At 69.1% G+C, this 18,784-nt stretch carries 6 protein-coding genes; 4 read left to right on the top strand and 2 right to left on the bottom strand.

What is annotated here, in order from left to right; all coding sequences use genetic code 11:
- Positions 1-48: 48 nt before the first annotated feature.
- Both OWM54_RS41100 and OWM54_RS41095 read right to left on the bottom strand, forming a co-directional pair.
- Positions 49-1,062: a hypothetical protein gene (locus OWM54_RS41100; RefSeq protein ID WP_267700856.1), complete on the bottom strand. Its 1,014-nt coding sequence runs from the start codon at positions 1,060-1,062 to the stop codon at positions 49-51.
- A gap of 217 nt (positions 1,063-1,279) precedes the next feature.
- The gene (locus OWM54_RS41095) at positions 1,280-3,283 is read right to left on the bottom strand and encodes a RiPP maturation radical SAM C-methyltransferase (protein ID WP_267700855.1); all 2,004 of its coding nucleotides are present in this window, start codon (positions 3,281-3,283) and stop codon (positions 1,280-1,282) included.
- 151 nt (positions 3,284-3,434) lie between these two features.
- Here OWM54_RS41095 and OWM54_RS41090 point away from each other — a divergent pair, with 151 nt between their 5' ends.
- The 4 genes from OWM54_RS41090 to OWM54_RS41075 are packed head-to-tail and all read left to right on the top strand — an operon-like array spanning position 3,435 to position 18,766.
- Positions 3,435-4,310 carry a TauD/TfdA dioxygenase family protein gene (locus OWM54_RS41090; RefSeq protein WP_267700854.1) on the top strand — a complete coding sequence of 292 codons (876 nt, stop codon included), beginning with the start codon at positions 3,435-3,437 and terminating at the stop codon, positions 4,308-4,310.
- A gap of 41 nt (positions 4,311-4,351) precedes the next feature.
- On the top strand, positions 4,352-10,126 hold the full coding sequence (locus tag OWM54_RS41085; RefSeq protein WP_267700853.1) for a type I polyketide synthase: 5,775 nt from the start codon (positions 4,352-4,354) through the stop codon (positions 10,124-10,126).
- Complete coding sequence (locus OWM54_RS41080; RefSeq protein ID WP_267700852.1) at positions 10,113-15,470, top strand: non-ribosomal peptide synthetase; 5,358 nt, start codon at positions 10,113-10,115, stop codon at positions 15,468-15,470. The genes OWM54_RS41085 and OWM54_RS41080 overlap by 14 nt, the downstream gene beginning before the upstream one ends.
- Before the next feature lie 35 nt (positions 15,471-15,505).
- Positions 15,506-18,766 (top strand): non-ribosomal peptide synthetase, encoded by a 3,261-nt coding sequence (locus OWM54_RS41075; RefSeq protein WP_267700851.1) that lies wholly within the window; start codon positions 15,506-15,508, stop codon positions 18,764-18,766.
- Positions 18,767-18,784 lie beyond the last annotated feature (18 nt).

Here is an 18,784-nt window from a genome sequence, read left to right as displayed (position 1 = left end):
GACGCGGCATGCAGCGCCTCGCCTGCGAGGCGCGCCGCATCGCGAGCCTCAGCCCTCGAGGTCTTCGGGCGTGACGCCGACGGCCTCGAGGTCCAGGTCCTCCAGCGGAATCCGCTGGATGTGCTCCCGGGGCTCGTACTTGGGATTGAGCTTGTCGCGGTACTTCTCCGAGCCGCTCTCGTACGTCACCCACAGCTGGCCATCGATGATGTTGAAGCCCTGGGCATACGGGTCGATGAGCCCGTTGCTGATGTCCTTGCGCTCGGAGATGTCCGCGGTGAAGGAGTCCGGGGTGCCCTCGAACGGCTGGTAGACCAGCTTCTGGTCGCCGGTGGTGAACAGCAGCGCCCCGTCGACCACCGTCATGCCCTGCGCGCGGTCCGGCGCGCGGATGGGGCCCTGGCGCGAGCCCTCGATGATCTCCCCGGTCTTCTCGTCGATCTCGTAGCGCCACACGGCGCCCGCCTTGCCATCGCCGTCCTTGCTGTACGAGCCGACGTACGCGTAGCCATCGCTCACCGTCATGTAGCTGCCGGCGGACACCAGGCCGATGCCCGTCGCCGGGTCCGTCAGCCCGTCGCCGCTGGGGACCTCCGTCACCTGGAAGGCCGGCACCTCGGCGCCCGGCTTCGCGTTCTCGATGTCCTCGCGCCGGTAGACGTAGAGGTGATGGGTGTCGGAGACGTAGACGAACTCACCGTCCGTGGAGACACCGCCACCATGAGAGGGCGCCCCGGCCTCGGGGTTGGAGCTGGAGCCCCCCAGGCGGACCTGCTGCGCCTCCACGCCCGAGTCCTTGTCCTGGAGCGAGAGCAGCACGCCACGGCCATCGGCGTAGTAGGTCGTGAGCACCTGGTCGCGCTTCGCGTCGTAGCCCTGCCCCTGCGGCGTCCAACCGGCGTCCAGGTGCAGCAGCTTCGGGCCGACCGACTGCGCGGCCCCCGCGTCCGTCGCCACGGCGCTCGCCCCCTCGGGCGCGGCGGTGCGCGCCGGGCTGTGCCCCGTGAGGTTCACGAGCTCGGGCTTCGCGCGCTCCAGGGCGTCCTGGGAGAAAGGGCTCACGGCGGGGAGCGGCGTCGCCGGGGACGCGACGGGCTCCGTCGTACGGGCCTGGGTGGGGATGGAAACGGTCCGAGGGGAGATGGGGCTGACCACGGGGAGGCCTCCGGATGAACGGATGCCCCCCGCACCATGGACGCGGGGGGCCAGACTCCCACCATACGCGATATCGCCCCCGATGGTTACACACCCCCAGCAGGGTCCACGCCGGGGCGTCCGCTCAGGCGCTCTCGGCGAGGGCGACGGGCTGCTCCTGTCGAGGCGCGGCCGTCCCCTTCTTGCGGCGCAGCTGCGCGGCCTCGTGGGCGCGGCGGATGCGGCGGGTCGCCATCTCCGCGGTGTACGCGGGCGCGAGCGACAGGAAGCGACTGCCCTCCAGCCGACTCCCCTCCTGGTACACGATGCGCTGCTCGACGAAGCGTCCGAGCAGCGCCGCGACCTCGTCCTGGGTCGCGCGCCCGGTCTCGATGAACTCCTCGCGGAGGTCCTCCCAGCGTTGGATCTCCATGCAGGCCATGTAGACGTCCCGCTCCAGTCCCCGCAGCACGATGTTGTTCAGCATCCCGCTGCGCGTGTCGTAGAGCCGCATCGAGTCGCCGCTGTCCAGGTACGTCAGCAGGTGCCGGTACTGCGTCTCCTTCGCCGCCGCGTAGGCCTTCCCCCACTTCCGGCACGCGTCGTAGACGCTGCTCCAGTCCGTGGGCGTGCTCGGGCTGTCATACGAGAGGTCGAGCAGCGAGATGCGCTGATAGACCTCCTCCGGCAACCCCACCTTGTAGAAGTCCGCGTTGCGGATGTTCGACAGGCCGTACTCCTGGCTCAGCGTGTCGATGGTCGCGCCCCGCCCCAGCCAGAAGCGGTTCGGGTTCAGCGGGGTGTAGAGCAGCGCGTAGTCCAGGATGGTCTGCGTCGTCTCCTCCACCTCCTCCTGCCGCGCGCCCGGGAAGTCCGTCAACAGGTTCGCGCTGTTGAGGATGCCCAGCTCGTGGCAGACCTTCATCGCCTGCAGGTTGGCGATGACCGACGTCCCCTTGCCAATCCGCTTCAGGTACGAATTGGACAGCCCCTCGATGCCGAACTGCACGTAGCGCACGCCCGCCTCCCAGAGCCGCAAGAGCTCGTAGGGCCGGACGCTGGCGCGCATCTCATAGAAGATGACGAAGTCCTTCCCGGTGTCGATGACCCGGTCCGCGAACTCCTCGATGCCCTTGGCGCGGATGATGTTGTCCAGGAAGAAGAGCACGTTCGTCTGGTAGCGCCCGTTCAGCGCCAGGATGTCCGTCACCACGCGCTCGGCGCTCTTCTCGCGGTAGCCATTCCACTGCACGTTCAGGTTGCAGAAGAAGCACGTGGCCTTCGGGTTCCCCGTGCGCTTGGCCCGGTCCCACCAACACCCGCGCGAGCCCTCGATGGTGAGGAACCACAGGAGGTTCCCCTCCTCCGCCTTGCGCGCATACTCGTCGTAATCCGGCAGCGGGAGCGCATTGATGTTGGGCACCTCCCAGAGCTGCGCGCCGCCCGCGAGCTCCCCCGCCGTGGCCCGCGAGATGACGCCCTTGATGCCCCGCATCTCCGTCTGCCCCTCGCGCAGCTGACGCACCAGCGCGAGCAGCGGCTGCTCCCCTTCTCCCTGGATGATGTAGTCCAGGAAGTCGAACTCCTTCAGCAGCGACGGCCCCACCTGGTTGGAGATGGTCGACCCGCCCAGCAACGTCTTCGTGGCGGGCGAGCGCTGCTTGATGCGCTGACAGAGCGAGAGGTTCGCGAAGAGCTGACCGAAGCAGGTCGTGAGGCCCACCACGTCGAAGCGCCCCGCCAGCGCGTCCGCCAGCCGGTCCAGGTGCGCCTCCAGCCGGGCGGTGAGCGTGTCGAAGACTTCTTCCCACGTCGACGCCTCCCCGAAGTGGGCCGGGGACACGATGGCGCCGGGCCCCGTCAATGCCTCTCCGGTCGCCTCCATCCGCTTGACGAAGAAGTCACGCACCCGTTGCTTCTGCTGCGGGAAGAGGCACGGCGTGTACAACATCTCTCCGACCTCATACGAGTTCTGGGAGATGAGGTCATAGAACGCCAGCCCGATCTCGTTCGCCACCTCGAGATAGGCGGAGCGGCACTCCACCTCCACCGTCGGCTCCTGCTGACGCAGGTACGCGGACAGCGCCCCCATCGCCGAGGAGGGATGCCGATGGAGCGACCAGGGGAGTGCAACGAGACCGATTCGCATGAGGGGCCTCTGCATTGACTTCGTATTGACTTCCATCCCATTCAATCAAATCATCAAGCCTAGCGCATATTCCGGCATATACCCGGATAGCCTGACCAAGACTGTCTATCCATAAAATTACAGCCATCACCCGCATCGAGGGGAGGCGTCCATGACGCTCAGAATCGAACCGTTTGGAAGCGGCAGTGGCCGGCTCGTCCACCGGGAGGGTCCGGACGACATCCTCCAGCTGCCCGCGGAGGAGCTCATCGCGCTCTTCAAGTCCGCGGGTCTGGTCATCTTCCGGGGCTTCACCACCAGCCCGCAGGTGATGCATGACTTTGCGGGTCGCTTCAGCACGCGCTTCAACCGGGACCGCCTGCGCCCCGTCGTCGCCGGGAGCGACGGCTACGTGCAGATGGTGACCGAGGGCATGGGCTACGTGGAGCCCCACGCCGAGCAGGCCAACTCCCCCTTCCGTCCGGACGCGCTCTGGTTCTGCTGCAGCGTCCCCGCGGCGGAGGGCGGCGAGACGCTCGCCTGGGACGGGGTCCGCCTCTGGGAGAAGCTCCGCCCGGAGCTCAAGCAGCTCTTCCGGAACAAGAAGCTGCGATTCTTCCAGCGATACTCCAACGACAAATGGCAGCGCTTCATGGGGAATGGCGCCACCCTGGCCGACGTTCAGACCACCTTGGATGGAATTGAGGGTGTCTCCTATTACGTCAGCCCAGACGATTCCATCTACCTCGAATATGTCTGTCCCGCGGTGGTGAAGACCCGTTACGGAGGGCAGGACGCGTTCGCGAACAGCCTGTTGTCGGAGCGCAAGAATACACTGGGGGACCTGATGTCTTTCGATGACGGCTCGGCCATCTCGGACGACATCGTCTCCGAGGTCCAGGAGGCGATGAAGGATCTGGAGGACGCCATCGCCTGGCATCCGGGGGACCTGGCGTTCATCGACAACTCCCGCTACCTGCATGGCCGCAATGCCTACACGGACACGCGGCGGAAGATCTTCTCCAGCCTCAGCTTCCTCAACTTCTAGGCACGTCCATCCCTGGCGTTCTTCCCAAGGAGTCGCAGCCCGTGGAGTCACTCGAGCCCACCAGCGACGCCGGGGCCGCGGTCGCCATCATCGGAATGGCGGGGCGGTTCCCGGGTTGCGCGGACATCGCTTCGTTCTGGCGCGCACTGAAGGCGGGCACGGAGACGCTCACGTTCTTCTCCGACGAGGAGCTGCGCGCCCGCGGTGTCCCGCCCGCATCGCTGGCCTCGCCGCACTATGTGCGGGCGAAGGGGGTGCTCGCCGGCGCGGAGCTGTTCGACGCGGCGTTCTTCGGCTTCAGTCCCCGCGAGGCCGAGCTGACGGACCCGCAGCAGCGGGTGTTCCTGGAGGTCGCGTGGTCGGCGCTGGAGCACGCGGGCTACACCTCGGACACCCACGCGGGCACCGTGGGCGTGTACGCGGGCGCGGGCTGGCCCAGCTACCTGCTGTTCAACCTCGCGACGCATCCTCACCTGCTCGGCCCGGAGACGGGGCACCAGGTCCTGCTGGGCAACGACAAGGACAACCTGGCGACGCGGGTCTCCTTCAAGCTGAACCTCAAGGGGCCCAGCCTCACGCTGCAGACGGGCTGCTCGACGTCGCTGGTGGCCACGGCGGTGGCGAACCAGGCGCTGCTCACGTACCAGTGTGACCTGGCGCTGGCGGGTGGCGTCTCCATCACCGTTCCGCAGACGGGGTATCTGCACCAGCCCGGCAGCATCTTCTCGCCGGACGGACACTGTCGCGCGTTCGACGCGCGGGCCCAGGGCACCGTCATCGGCAACGGCGCGGCGGTCGTCGTCCTCAAGCGGCTGGAGGACGCGCTCGCAGATGGGGACAGCATCTACGCGGTCATCAAGTCCGCGGTCATCAACAACGATGGCGCGACGAAGGCGGGCTACACGGCGCCGAGCATCGACGGGCAGGCGGCCGCCATCATGGAGGCCCACGCCTCCGCGGGGGTCGACGCCCGGAGCATCACCTACGTGGAGGCCCACGGCACGGGCACCACCGTCGGAGACCCCATCGAGGTCGCCGCGCTGACGCAGGCGTTCCGCGCCAGCACGGAGGCCACGTCGTTCTGCGCGCTCGGCTCGGTGAAGACCAACGTCGGGCACCTGGACGCGGCGGCGGGGGTCACGGGGCTCATCAAGACCACCCTCGCCCTCCAGCATGGGCAGCTGCCGCCGAGCCTGCACTTCGAGACGCCCAACCCGCGCATCGACTTCGCCAGCACGCCCTTCTTCGTCAACACCGCGCTCACCGAGTGGAAGCCCCAGGGGTTCCCCCGGCGCGCCGGCGTCAGCTCCTTCGGCCTGGGCGGTACGAATGCCCACGCCATCCTGGAGGAGCCGCCGGTACCCTCGCGCACGAAGCCCGCCGCGGGGCCGCACCTGCTCGTGCTCTCCGCGAAGACGCGCGAGGCGCTGGAGCAGGCGACGACGAACCTGGCCCATCACCTGGATACGCACCCGGAGCTGGAGCTCGCGGACGTGGCCTACACGCTCCAGGTCGGACGCAAGCCCTTCGCGCATCGCCGTGTGTTGGTGTGCCACGGCCTCGCTGACGCGGCCTCCGCGCTGGGCACGCGCGACGCACAGCGCGTGCGCACCCGGCATACGGAGTCTCCGGCCCGGGGCATCGCGTTCCTCTTCAGCGGACAAGGCTGCCAGCACGTCGGCATGGCACGCGAGCTCCACCGGACGGAGCCGACGTTCCGGGAGCACGCGGACCGGTGCTTCGACCTGCTCCGGAGTCGCCACGGGGTGGATCTCCAGGCCCTGCTCTACCCGCCGGACTCGCAGCGCGAGCTCGCGGCCGAGAAGCTGAAGCGCACGGAGAACGCCCAACCCGCGCTCTTCGTCATCGAGTACGCCCTCGCGCGGATGTGGATGACCTGGGGCCTGCGGATGGACGCGGCCATCGGCCACAGCCTGGGGGAGTACGTCGCCGCGACACTGGCGGGCGTGTTCTCGCTGGAGGACGCGCTGGCGCTGGTTGTCGCTCGGGGCCGACTGATGCAGGCGCTCCCGCCCGGCGCGATGCTCGCCGTCCCGCTGTCGGAGCAGGAGCTGACACCGCTGCTGGGAGGCACACGGCTCAGCCTGGCCGCCGTCAACGCGCCCTCGTCCTGCGTCGTCTCGGGGACGACGGAGGATATCGCGGCGCTGCGACAGCAGCTCGATTCACGCGGGCTCGGCGGCAGTCTCCTGGAGACCTCGCACGCGTTCCACTCGGAGATGATGGAGCCGGTGCTGGCGCCCTTCGCGGCGCAGCTCCGACGCCTGCGCCTCGACGCGCCCCGGACGCCCATCGTCTCGAACCTCACCGGCACGTGGCTGACGGCCGCCCAGGCGACGGACCCCGACTACTGGGTCCAGCACCTGCGGCGCACGGTGCGCTTCTCCGCGGGTGTCGGTGTATTGTTCGAGGACCGGCAGCGAGCGCTCCTCGAGGTCGGCCCGGGCAGGACGTTGACCCAGCTCGTCAGGAAGCATCCCGGACGCGCGCCCGCGCAGGCGGTGTTCTCGTCCCTGCCGCATCCGCGAGAGCAGACGTCGGACCTCTCGTTCGTGCTCGACACGCTCGGGCAGCTCTGGATGGAGGGGCTCTCGGTGGACTGGCCCAGGGCGCAGCGGGACGCACGTCCCCGCCGTGTCCCCCTACCGACGTACCCCTTCGAGCGTCAGCGCTATTGGATCGACCCGGCTCGCGCGGAGGCCACCGAATCGCCCACGCTCTGGCAGCCCGTGCTGGAGGCGGCGCGTGCCCAGGCGGAGAAAGAGCTCGCGGGCTTCGATGCCTCCTCGCATCAGCTCGACAAGCACAGCCTGGACGCGGCCTGCACCGCGTACATGAACGTGACGCTGCGCGCCCTCGGGGCCTTCCCTGATTCGAGCGCGGCGTACACGCGCGAGGAGCTCCTCGGACAGTGCCGGGTCATCGGCCGGTACGAGCAGCTCTTGTCCCGGTGGCTGCGACTGCTCGTGGAGGCAGGGCAGCTCGAACAGGACACGACGGGGCGCTATCGGTCGTTGCGCCCGTGTTCCCTTGAAACGGTGCAGTCACGGGTGCGGGACGCGGAGGAGCGTTGGGCGAGGACGCCACAGGTGGTGGACCTCATCCGCCGGTGTGGTGACGCACTGAGGGACGTCCTGAGCGGGGAGCAGTCACCGACGGAGCTGTTCGCGTCCATCCTGGAGGGCTCGGCCGAGAAGGCGCAGACGGAGTTCGGGCTGAAGACGTACTACCGAGGCATCCTGCGCGCCGGTGTGGAGCGACTGGTGCGGCAGCTCGGGCCCGCCACGAAGCTCCGGGTGTTGGAGATTGGCGGCGGCACGGGCATCGCGACCACGGAGCTGCTCCCCATCCTGCCGCGCGAGCGCACCGAGTACACGTTCACCGACGTGGCGCCGCTGTTCCTGTCCCAGGCGAAGCGGAAGTTCAGCGCCTGGCCGTTCATGAAGTACGTCCCGCTGGACATCGAGCGCGCGCCCGAGGCGCAGGGGCTTCCCCTGGAGTCGTTCGACGTCATCGTCGCCGTCAACGTGCTCCACGCGACGCGCAACCTGCGCACCACGCTCGCGCACGTGCGCTCGCTCCTCGCGCCCGGAGGTCTGCTGCTCCTGGGCGAGCTGACCGAGCCCACACCGGACTTCGCCATCACCTACAGCCTGATGATGAATCCGGTCGAGGACCCGGAGCGAGACCAGGGCAACCCCTTCTTCACGCCCGCGCAGTGGAGCGCGGTCCTCGGGGCCAGTGGGTTCAGCAGGACCGCGGCCGCGCCTGACGTGGATGTCCTGGGACAACACGCACTGCTCGCTCAGGCCTCTTCGTCACCGCTCTCGGGACAATCGGTGGCGCCGGCCTTCACGGAGTCGACGCGGCTCGCGGGCGAGACAGAGCCTCGCGCGGCCTCGGGACTCACGAAGAAGGCCGACGTGGGCGACTGGTTCTACGTACCCTCATGGAAGCGGGTGCCCCGTCATGAGCCGTCGGCCCTGGGTGAGGCCGGGCACTGGCTGCTCTTCGTCGACGCGCTGGGCGTGGGCGACGCGCTGGCGGAGCGACTAGGCAACGCCAGCATCACGGTGCGGGCCGGTACCGGCTTCCACCAGGACGGGCCGAATCGATTCACCATCGACCCGAAGGCGCCCGCCGACTACGACGCGCTCCTCGGCGCGCTCCAGGGACAGGGAATCACCCCGAGCAGGATGGTGCATCTGTGGAGTGTCACCGCCTCCGAGACCGCCACGGTGGGCCTCGCGGCGGTCGAGCAGGCGCGAGTGCTCGGACTCGACAGCCTGCTCCTGCTGGCGAAGACCCTGGGCAGCCGAGGCGTCACGGACGCGCTCCGGCTCTGGGTCGTGTCCAACGACCTGCATGAGGTCCACGGCGACGAGGTGGCTCCGGAGAAGGCCCTGCTGCTCGCGCCGTGCAAGGTCATCCCGCTGGAGTATCCGAACATCCAGTGCACCAGCGTGGACCTCGCGGTGCCGACCCGAGCGGGGCTCGAGGACCCGGTGACGCAGCTCCTGGAGGAGCTCCAGGCCACGTCATCGGAGGCCATCGTCGCGTATCGAGGCCCCCATCGTTGGGTGCGGACGCTCGAGCCGGTCCGATTGGAGGCCCCACCCGAGCCTCCGCCGGTGCTGCGAAAGCACGGCGTCTACCTGCTCACCGGCGGCCTGGGAAAGGTGGGCCTCACGCTGGCCGAGTACCTGGCGCGCGCCGTCCAGGCGAAGCTCGTGCTGACACAGCGCTCCCCCTTCCCGGACCCGAGGGAGTGGGACGCGTGGCTGTCCGCGCATCCCAAAGAGGACCCGACCCACCGTCACATCCTCGCGCTGCGCGAGCTGGAGAAGCTGGGCTCCGAGGTCCTGGTGCTCCGCGCGGACGTCGCCGATGCCGAGCAGATGCGGACGGCGCGCGCACGCGCCACCGAGCGCTTCGGTCCCATCCAGGGCGTCATCCACTCGGCCGGCGTGCTCGGTGACGGCGCCATCCAGCAGAAGTCACCCGAGGAGCTGTCGCGCGTGCTCGCGCCGAAGGTGATGGGGACGCTGGTCCTGCACGACCTCTTCGCGGACGCGCCGCTCGACTTCTTCCTCCTCTTCTCCTCGCTCTCGGCCATCGAGCCGGGGTTCGGCCAGGTCGCGTACTCGGCGGCGAACAACTTCCTCGACGCGTTCGTCCACGGCCGGAGTGCGCGCGCCCATCGCCGCGTGGCGTGCATCAGCTGGGACGTGTGGCGGGGCGAGGGCATGGCCTACGACGCGCGCGCGCCGCGGGTACTCCAGAAGCTGAAGGAGGAGGACTTCGACCAGCGCGGCATCCTGCACCACGAGGGAGTCGAGGTCTTCCGCCGGGTCCTGGGGTCCAGACTCCCGCACGTGCTCGTCTCCACGTCCGACTACCTCCAGGTGATGAAGACGCGCGGGCGCGACCTCTCCGAGCTCTACATGGAGGCCCTGGGCGGGACGTCCCTGCACGCGCGACCGAAGCTGGGCAACACCTACGAGCGTCCACGAGGAGAGACCGAGGAGTCGCTCGCCCCACTGTGGCAGGAGCTGCTCGGCATCGACGGCATCGGAGCGACGGACGACTTCTTCGAGCTGGGCGGGGACTCGCTCATCGGCACGCAGCTCATCTCCCGGGTGAACAGGAGCTTCGGCGTCAAGTTGTCCACGAAGAGCCTCTACACGCACCCCACCCTCCGAGGCATGTCGACGGCCATCGACGAGGCGCTCATCGGCACGGTGAGCGCGGACAAGCTCGCTGAGATCCTGAGGAAGCTCGATGGCGACAAGTGAGCCCGGGTCGGGCCGCGAGCACCCGACCTTCGTCGACCTGCTGGAGCATCGGGCGGAGCACCAGCCCGACCGGCTCGCGTTCACCTTCCTGGGGGACGACATGACCCAGGGCGCGTCGCTGACCTACGCGCTCCTCGCCAGGAAGGCGAAGGCCATCGCGGCCACGCTCCAGGACTCGAGTCACGTCGGAGACCGCGCGCTCCTGCTCTACCCCTCCGGCCTGGACTTCATCGCCGCGTTCTTCGGCTGCCTGTACGCGGGCGTCGTGCCCGTGCCCGCCTATCCGCCCCGGCGCAACCAGAAGGTCCAACGCCTCCGGTCCATCCTCTTGGATTCGGAGCCCACCGCCATCCTCACGCTGTCCCCACTCGCCGACGGCATCCGCGCGCACTTCGCGGAGCAGCCCGAGTTCGCGCGAATGAGGCTGCTGTCGACCGACGAGGTCGAGGACTCGCGCGCGACCGCCTGGCGCAGGCCCGCCCTGGAGGGAGGCAAGCTCGCCTTCCTCCAGTACACGTCGGGGTCCACGTCGACGCCCAAGGGCGTGATGGTCAGCCACGCGAACCTCCTCCACAACTCCGGGCAGATCCGCCGGGCCTTCGGGCTCGGACCCCAGGACGTGTCGGTGACGTGGCTGCCGAGCTTCCACGACATGGGGCTCATCGACGGGATCCTCCAGCCGATCTACGCCGGGTTCCCCGCGCACCTCATGTCCCCCGCGTCGTTCCTGCAGCAGCCCATCCGCTGGCTGAAGGCCATCTCGGACCTGCGCGCGACGCACTGCGGAGGGCCGAACTTCGCCTACGAGCACTGCGTGCGCAGGACGACGCCCGAGCAACGAACGGGGCTGGACCTGAGCTGCTGGACCATGGCCTACAACGGCGCGGAGCCCATCCGCCGCGCCACGCTGGACGCGTTCGCCGCGACGTTCGCGCCACAGGGCTTCAGCCCTCGGAGCTTCTATCCCTGCTACGGCCTGGCCGAAGTCACGTTGATGGTCACCGGAGGGCTCGTCGAGGCGCCGCCTGTCTACTGTGACGTGGACACCGAGCGACTGGAGCGACACGAGGTCGCGCCCGCGTCCGGGGGAGACAAGGCGACGGCGCTGGTCGGCTCGGGGCGGGTCCATCCCGGCACGACGGTGGTCATCGTCGACCCCGAGTCCCGGACCCGCCGCGGCGCGGACGAGATTGGCGAGGTCTGGGTCTCGGGTGGAAGCGTCGCCATGGGCTACTGGCGGAACGCGGCGAAGACGGAGGAGACCTTCCACGCCCACCTCGCCGACACGGGAGAAGGACCGTTCCTGCGAACCGGAGACCTGGGGTTCTTCCGAGGCGAGGAGCTCTTCGTCACGGGCCGCCTCAAGGACCTGCTCATCATCCGGGGGCGCAACCACTATCCCCAGGACCTGGAGCTGACCGTCGCCCGGAGTCATCCCGCGCTGCGGCCCGATGGGGGCGCGGCGTTCTCCGTCGTCGTGGACGGCACCGAGCGGTTGGTCATCGCGCAGGAGGTCGAGCGCGTCGCGCTGCGCAAGGCGAACGTCGAAGCGGTCATCGCGGCCATCCGTCACGCCATCGCCGAGCACCACGAGTTGCAGGCGCACGCCGTCATCCTGCTCAAGCCCGGGCAGCTCCCGAAGACCTCGAGCGGCAAGATCCAACGAAGCGCGTGTCGCGCACGCTTCCTCGAAGGGACCTTCGAGTCCATCGGCGACAGCATCCTCGCCTCGGACTACGTCGAGACACCGGGGACCGTCGTCGCCCGGGAGGAACTGCTCACCCTCCCCAGGCTGACCGGGTGGCTCCAGCAGGTCGTCGCACAGGTCCTGCGCCTGCCCGTCTCCCAGGTCGAGCCCACGCGAACGCTCCTTCACCTCGGAACAGACTCCCTCGCCGCGACGGAGCTCCAACACCGGCTCGAGACGGAGCTCGGCGTGAGCGTCTCGCTGGTCCTGTTCCTCCAGGACAGCACGCTGGAGCAGCTCGCCGCGCACCTCCTGGAGGTCCTGGGCAACACATCGACACCCGTCACCGAGCCATCCATCACGCTCGAGTCGTCCGTTCAGCCCACCCATCCGCTCTCGCGAGGACAACAGGCGCTGTGGTTCCTCCATCAACTGGCCCCGGAGAGCGCGGCCTACAACGTGTCGTTCGCGGTGCGCATCGTCTCCGACCTGGATGTGGAGAAGCTGAAGGAGGCACTCGGACTCCTGACCCAGAGACACTCCGCGCTCCGCACGTCATTCGAGACGATGTCGGGCCAGCCCATGGCGCGCGTGCACGAAGCACCCCCGCTGGACTTCGCGAACCTCGACGCCAGGGACTGGAGTCAGGACACGATCGACAAGGCGGTGCTGGAGCACACCCACCGTCCCTTCGACACACGAGTCGCGCCGCTCCTGCGAACCCGGCTGTTCCACAGGGCCGCTGGAGACCACGTCCTGGTGCTGACCGCGCATCACCTGGTGACCGACTTCTGGTCGCTCGTGGTGCTGCTGGACGAACTGGCTGTCGTGTACTCCGACCTCAGGGCCCGGCGCCCGGTCTCCCTCCCACCCGTCCTCGCGCAGCCCTCGCATCACGCGAAGTGGCAGGTGGAGCAGTTGTCGGGCCCCGCCGGCGATGACCTCTGGCGATACTGGCGGGAGCAGCTGGCCGGAGCCCGACAGGTCCTCGCGCTTCCGACGGACAGGCCCCGCCCGCCGGTGCAGAGCTTCCGGGGCGCGGTGCACCTCTCCCGCTGGGAAGGCGACCTCGTCGCGGGCGTGAGGGCGCTCGCGGCCTCGCACGGCGCGACGCCGTACATGGTGCTGCTCGCGGCCTACCAACTCCTGCTCCACCGCTACTCGGGGCAGGACGACCTGCTCGTGGGGACCTCGGTGACGGGGCGGACCCGCTCCGAGCTGGCGGGCACCGTGGGCTATCTCGTGAACCAGCTCGCGCTCCGTGCACGGCTCACGGGCAACCCCACCTTCGAGGACGTCCTGCGGCAGGTCCGACAGACGGTCCTGGGGGCCCTGGCCCATCAGGAGTACCCGCTGGCCCTGCTCGTGGAGCGGCTGCAGCCCGAGCGAGACACGAGCCGCTCGCCGCTCTTCCAGACGATGTTCGTGCTGGAGAAGCCGCACCGCCAGCAAGCCATCGCGGCCCTGGTGACAGGCACTCCGGGGGCCTCCGCCGTCCTGGGGGACCTCACCCTCGCATCGGTGGCGCTGGAGCAGCACACGGCGCAGTTCGACCTGACGCTCAAGCTGACCGACGGCAGCGAGACGATGACGGCGGCCTGGGAGTACAGCAGCGACCTGTTCGACGCGGCGACGGTGCGGCGCATGGACGACCACCTGCGGACCCTGCTCGTGGCCATCATCGAGGACCCGCGTCAGCGTGTGGAGGACCTCTCACTGCTGAGCACCGTCGAGCGACGGCGCATCCTCGTGGAGTGGAACGACACCCGCATCCCCATCTCCGAGGAGCCGTGTTTCCACGAGCGCTTCGAGGCCCAGGCCGCGCGGACCCCGGACGCCATCGCGCTCGTTCAGGGTGACGCGGAGGTCACCTACCGCCAGCTGAACGAGAGCGCCAACCAGGTCGCCCGGCACCTGGTGCGGCTCGGCGTGGGACCGGAGAAGCTCGTCGGCCTCTGTCTCCCGCGCTCCATCGACCTGGTGGTCGGGCTGCTCGGTGTGCTCAAGGCCGGCGGCGCCTACGTCCCGCTGGATCCGTCGTACCCCCCGCAGCGACTGGCGTACATGTTGGAGGACGCGCAGGTCACGGTGTTGCTCACGCACCACGCGCTCCTGTCGCGACTGCCGGAGACCCGCGCGAAGGTCGTCCGCCTGGACTCGGATTGGGATGAGCTGGCGAGGAACGGACGCGAGAACCTGGGGCGCCGGACCACGCCTGCGAATCTGGCGTACATCATCTACACCTCGGGTTCGACCGGGCGCCCCAAGGGCGCGCTCATCGAGCACCGCGGGCTGACGAACTATCTCGCCTGGAGCACCCGAGCCTACGAGGTCGCGAACGGCGACGGTGCGCCCGTCATCACCTCCATCGGCTTCGACGCCACCATCACCGGGCTCTTCGCGCCGCTCTGGGTGGGCCGCAAGGTCATCCTCGTGCGGGAGCAGGAGGAGCTCGCCGCGCTCGTGGAGCTGCTCCGGGAGCAACGCGACTTCAGCCTCGTCAAGCTGACGCCCGCGCATCTCGACGTGCTGCGAAGCTCCCTCCCGGCGAAGTGCGCCGAAGGGGCAACACGCACCTTCGTCATCGGCGGCGAGGCCCTCTCACGCGAGAGCCTGGGCTTCTGGCGGACACACGCCCCCTCGACGAGGCTCATCAACGAGTACGGCCCGACGGAGACCGTGGTCGGCTGCTGCGTCCATGAAGTCACCGACCTCGACTTCGCCGCGGGCACCGTGCCTATCGGCCGGCCCATCGCGAACACGCGGCTCTACGTGCTGGACGGCCATCTGCGCCCCGTCCCCATCGGAGTGCCCGGAGAGCTCCACATCGCCGGATCCGGAGTGGCGCGCGGCTACCTGCGCCGCCCCGAGCTGACCGCGGAGCGCTTCCTGCCGGACCCCTTCCATCCCGAGCCCGGCGAGCGGATGTACAAGACGGGCGACCTCGCGCGGTATCTGCCGGACGGCACGCTGGAGTTCCTGGGGCGCGTCGACGACCAGGTGAAGCTGCGCGGCTTCCGCATCGAGCTCGGAGAGATTGAAGCTGCCCTGCGCCAGCACCCCGAGGTCCTCGATGCCGCCGTCGGCGTGCGCGCCGAGGCCCAGGGTGACAAGCGGCTGGTCGCGTATCTCGTCTGGAAGACGTCCACCGAGCGGCCCGGAGTCGTGGAGCTGCGACGCTTCCTCGCCGACTCACTGCCGCCTTACATGGTGCCCTCGGCTTTCGTGACGCTCGCGGCGCTGCCGCTGACGTCGCATGGGAAGGTCGATCGACGCGCCCTGCCCGCTCCGGACACCTCGCGCCCGGAGCTGGCCGCTGCCTACGTCCTCCCCGGCACGGAGCTGGAGCAGACGCTCGCGGCGCTCTGGAGGTCCCTGCTCCGGGTCGACCGCGTGGGCGTGGACGACAACTTCTTCGAGCTGGGAGGCCACTCCCTCCTCGCGACCCAGATGCACCACCAGCTCCAGGAGACGCTGAAGCGTGAACTCCCGCTCGTGCAGCTCTTCCAGCACCCGACCATCCGCTCCCTCGCGGCCTACCTGAGCCGAGGCGACGAGAGCGCCACCGACAACACCGACCTGCAGCGCATCCAGGACCGCATCCGGAAGCAGAAGCGAGCGCTCGACCTGAACCGCCGGAAGAAGGACCGGTCGTAGCTCGCCCCTCACACCCTCACGAAGCGAACCTTCCCATGACCGCGACCAAGGACACCCTCGAGCTGCTCAACAGCCTTTCGCCGGAGAAGCGCGCGCAGGTTCTCAAGTCCCTGAAGCAGGAGGCACTTCAGACGCAGTCGCCGCGCATCACCCGGCGCGCGGACCCGCATGCGCCGGTCCCCGTCTCGCTCGCGCAGAACAGGCTGTGGTTGTTCGAGCAGCTCCGCCCCGGTGGCCACGCCTACAACGAGGTGTCCGCGCTGCGCCTCGAAGGGACGCTCGACGTCGCGGTCCTCGAGCAAAGCCTCCAGGAGATCGTCCGCCGCCACGAGGTCCTGCGCACCTCCTTCGCCGAGGGCGCCGAGGGCCCCGTCCAGATCATCACTCCCACGGTGGCGACACGGCTGCACGTCGTCGACCTGGGTGGGCTCGCGGAGGCGGAGCAGTCCCGAGAGCTCCAGCGATTGATTGACGCCGAGTCCCGCCGTCCCTTCGACCTCACGAAGGGCGCGCTGCTGCGGACCACGCTGTTCCAGTTGGGAGCGCGCAAGAGCGTGCTGCTCACGGTGGTGCACCACATCGTCCTCGACGGCTGGTCCATCGGCGTCTTCCAGCGAGAGCTCGCGGAGCTGTACCGGGAGCTGAGCGCGGGCCGGCCGTCTCCGCTGCGCGAGCTGCCCATCCAGTACGCGGACTACGCGGTGTGGCAGCGCCAGTGGATGAAGGACGACGTGCTCCAGCGGCAGCTCGAGTACTGGACGCGGCAGCTGAAGGACGCGCCGCCTTTGCTGACGCTGCCCTTCGCGAATCCACGCCCGGAGACGGAGCGCTTCGCGGGCGCGCGGGAGTACTTCACGCTGGATGCGCAGGTCAGCAAGGGCCTGTCCGCGCTGAGCCGCCGCCTGAACGCGAGCCTCTTCATGACGTTGCTCGCGGGCTTCCAGACGCTGTTGCACCGGTACACGGGTCAGACGGACCTCCCCGTGGGCACGGTGGTGGCCAACCGCGAGCAGCCGGAGCTGGAGCAGCTCATCGGCTTCTTCGTGAACACCCTCGTCCTGCGCGGGGACCTGGGCGGCAACCCTCGCTTCGAGGAGCTGGTGGAGCGCACGCGCGCCACGGCGCTCGCCGCGTTCGAGCACCAGTCGCTGCCCTTCGAGAAGCTGGTGGACGCGCTCAAGCCCGAGCGCTCCCTCGGCTACAACCCGTTGTTCCAGGTCATGTTCATCCTGCAGAACATGCCGGCGTCGGACCTGACGCTGCCGGGGCTGACGCTCTCGCCCCTGGAGATTGGGAGCGTCACCGCGAAGTACGACCTGACGCTGGTGATGGACGAGACGCCCCACGGGCTGCACGGCCACTGGGAGTACAACAGCGACCTGTTCGACGCGGACACCATCCGGCGCATGAGCGGGCACCTGGAGGTGCTGCTGCGCGCGGTGGTCGAGAACGGGACCCGGCCCCTCGCGGAGCTGCCCCTGCTGCCCGAGGCCGAGGAGCGGCGGCTGCTCGTCGAGTGGAACCAGACGCAGCCGGCCGTGTTCCCCCTGGCGCCTTCACTGCACCGGCTCTTCGAGGACCAGGCCACCCGGACACCCGAGGCCGTCGCCGTGGCCCATGCCGGTCAACGCCTGAGCTACCGCGAGCTGGATGAGCGGGCCAACCAGCTCGCGCACCACCTGCGTGGCTTGGGCGTCGGGCCGGGAAAGCTCGTCGGCGTCTGCCTGCAGCGCGCTCCGGAGCTGCTCGTGGCGCTGCTCGGTGTGCTGAAGGCCGGTGGCGCCTACGTGCCGTTGGACCCGTCGTATCCCCCGCTGCGCCTGGGCTTCATGCTCGAGGACTCGAAGGCCGCGGTCCTGGTGACCCAGGACTCGCTGCGCACGCGGTTCGCCACGCACGGAGCGCAGGTGGTCTGCGTGGACGGGAGCGACCTCGCGAGACAGGGCAAGGAGCGCCCCACGCCGCTGGCCGGTGAGAACGACCTGGCGTACGTCATCTACACGTCCGGCTCCACCGGCATGCCCAAGGGCGTGCAGGTGACGCACCGGAACGTGGTGCACTCCACCATCGCGAGGTGGACGTACTACCGCGAGCCCGTGAGCAGCTTCCTGCTGCTGTCGTCCTACGCGTTCGACAGCTCCGTGGCCGGCATCTTCTGGACGCTGAGCCAGGGAGGCACGCTCGTGCTTCCCGAGGGCGAGGGCCTGCCCGACCTCGGCGTGCTCGGCGGGTTGATCTCCGCGCATCGGGTGTCGCACCTGCTGTGCATCCCATCGGTGTACTCGCTCCTGCTGGAGCAGACCCGTCCCGAGGACCTCGCATCCCTGAAGACCGTCATGGTCGCGGGCGAGACCTGCCCGCCTCGGCTCTTCGAGCAGCATCGCCGGGTCATCCCGACCGCGGCCCTCTACAACGAGTACGGCCCCACCGAGGCGACGGTCTGGTGCACGGTGCACAGGCTCGAAGAGGCTCCGCGTCGCGCGAGTGTTCCCATCGGTCGCCCCATCTCGGACACGCGCATCTACCTGCTCGATGCGCACCTGCACCCTGTCCCCATCGGTGTCCCCGGCGAGCTGCACGTCGGAGGCCCGGGGGTGACACGCGGGTATCTCAACCACCCCGAGCTGACGGCGGCGCGGTTCATCCGAGACCCTTCGATCCAGGACACCGAGGCCCGGCTCTACAAGACGGGAGACCTGGCGAGGTACCTGCCGGATGGCAGCCTCGAGTTCCTGGGGCGCGTCGATGACCAGGTCAAGGTGCGCGGCTTCCGCGTGGAGCTGGGCGAGGTCGAGGCCGTGCTGAGTCGCCTGCCCTCGGTCCGCGAGGCCGTGGTCGCCGTTCGTGACGATGAGCGCGAGAACAAGCGGCTCGTGGGCTACGTGGTCGCGGACGCGGGCGTGTCACTCACCGCGCTGAGGGAATCTGCGCTCCAGCAGCTCCCCAGCCATGCCGTCCCGTCCGAACTCGTCCAGGTGGACAGCCTGCCGCGGCTGCCGAACGGCAAGGTCGACCGCAAGTCCCTGCCCGCGCCCGAGACGCTGCGCGTGGTGACGCAGGCCCCTTCGCAGGCGCAGTGGACCGAGCTCCAGCGGACCATCGCCGCGCTGTGGAAGGAGGCCATCAACGTGGAGTCGGTGAGCCTGGACGACAACTTCTTCCAGATTGGTGGGGACTCACTCTCTGTCGTGCGCGTGTTCAACCGGCTGCGGGAGGCCGTGGACAAGGAACTGTCCATCACCCACCTCTTCAAGCACCCGACCATCCGCGCCCTCTCCGCGTTCATCGAGCCGTAGCCGTCGCGCCCACCCACT

It is taken from the genome of Myxococcus sp. MISCRS1, assembly GCF_026626605.1.
Lineage (GTDB): Bacteria > Myxococcota > Myxococcia > Myxococcales > Myxococcaceae > Myxococcus > Myxococcus fulvus.
The sequence above is the reverse complement of the archived record's forward strand: the minus strand, read 5'-3'. Positions and strand labels throughout refer to the sequence as shown.

Coding starts and splice junctions, on each gene's coding strand:
- OWM54_RS41095 (WP_267700855.1), bottom strand. CDS start 3,283: ATGCGAATCGGTCTCGTTGCACTCCCCTGGTCGCTCCATCGGCATCCC.
- OWM54_RS41090 (WP_267700854.1), top strand. CDS start 3,435: ATGACGCTCAGAATCGAACCGTTTGGAAGCGGCAGTGGCCGGCTCGTC.
- OWM54_RS41080 (WP_267700852.1), top strand. CDS start 10,113: ATGGCGACAAGTGAGCCCGGGTCGGGCCGCGAGCACCCGACCTTCGTC.
- OWM54_RS41075 (WP_267700851.1), top strand. CDS start 15,506: ATGACCGCGACCAAGGACACCCTCGAGCTGCTCAACAGCCTTTCGCCG.